Origin of the sequence: Streptomyces klenkii, from assembly GCF_003626645.1 — a bacterium.
In the GTDB taxonomy this organism is placed as follows: domain Bacteria; phylum Actinomycetota; class Actinomycetes; order Streptomycetales; family Streptomycetaceae; genus Streptomyces; species Streptomyces klenkii.
The window spans coordinates 1-1,070 of record NZ_RBAM01000185.1 but is presented as its reverse complement, the minus strand read 5'-3'; the positions used below and the strand labels follow the sequence as shown (position 1 = coordinate 1,070).

Annotated in this window: 2 protein-coding genes; one reads left to right on the top strand and one right to left on the bottom strand. The window is 69.4% G+C overall.

The features are described from left to right. On the bottom strand, nt 1-509 hold a 509-nt coding region (locus D7231_RS35645; RefSeq protein ID WP_120760540.1), incomplete at its 3' end, for a GntR family transcriptional regulator. A gap of 226 nt (nt 510-735) precedes the next feature. On the opposite strand from D7231_RS35645, the gene D7231_RS35640 reads away from it, so the two are divergent. Continuing rightward, nucleotides 736-1,070, top strand: a 335-nt coding sequence (locus tag D7231_RS35640) for an RNA polymerase sigma factor (protein ID WP_147449924.1), incomplete at its 3' end; no start/stop codon positions are given.

Genomic DNA, 1,070 nt, shown 5'->3' with positions numbered 1-1,070 from the left:
ACAGCGGCCTGAACGTCGGCCAGAACGGTGCCGACGTGGGCGGCGTCCGTGCTCAGCAGCGTGGGCACGGCGTCCGCCAGGCGGGCGGGATACCACGTGACGCTCAGGGACCGCGGACCGCTCGCGTCGGTTCCGCTGGTGATGTACTCGCGCCGTATCACCTGAGCGCCCGGGTCCAGGTCCAGCAGGTCAGCGACGTAGGCCGGAGCGTCGATTACCTCCGCTGCCGTCACCTCGTGCTGCTCGTTCACGGTGGTTCCGTCTCCAGTCCGCCGGAGACGGCTCAGCCTGTCGTGCGGGCTGAGTGCTCGCGCGGCCTTACCGGCAACGAAGCTGCCGCGGGGGCTGGTGGAGATCAGTCCCTCGACCTGGAGCTGGGCAATGGCTTTGGCTGCCGTCGCGTGGGCAACCCCCCACGTCTTCGAGATCTCCACCACGGTCGGGAGCTTGGCGCCTTCGGGCAGGTCCCCGTCGCTGATCTCCCGCCGGTAATGGTCGGTGATCTGCACGTATGGGGGCTTTCGTGCGACTTCCGGAGTCATGATCCAAGCCTCTCTGTCGGGTGCTGCCTACCGCGCAGTGTACTAGAACGCGGAGCATTCCACCCCTGGGACTTGCGGACGTTCTAGAATGCTGGCTAACCTCACGTTCTAGAACGTAGACCGCAGCCGAATGCGGACACATCCGGCTGCGGCTTGTCAGACCGACCCCCTACGTGCATAGGAGGGCGATCCCGTGACGGATCGTATCGATCAGCCCCACCCCCAGGGCCCGCCGCCCCTCTCCGCCGACACGGCGGTTCGCCTGGACCGGTTGTTCCGGCGGTACAACCAGCGCCTCGTCGCGCTCGCGGTGACGAGGACGCGGGACCGGCACGCGGCCGAGGACGTGGCTTCCGAGACGTGGCTCCGCGTGGCGGCCTGGCTGCCGACGCTCCAGGCGGATGACGACCACGCGTACGGATGGCTCGCCGCGATCACCCGCCGCGCGGCGGCCGACCACTACCGGCCCCGCCGGGCCGACGAGCGGCCGACCGACTTCGACGCCCCGGGCGCGCCGCTGTCGGCGTC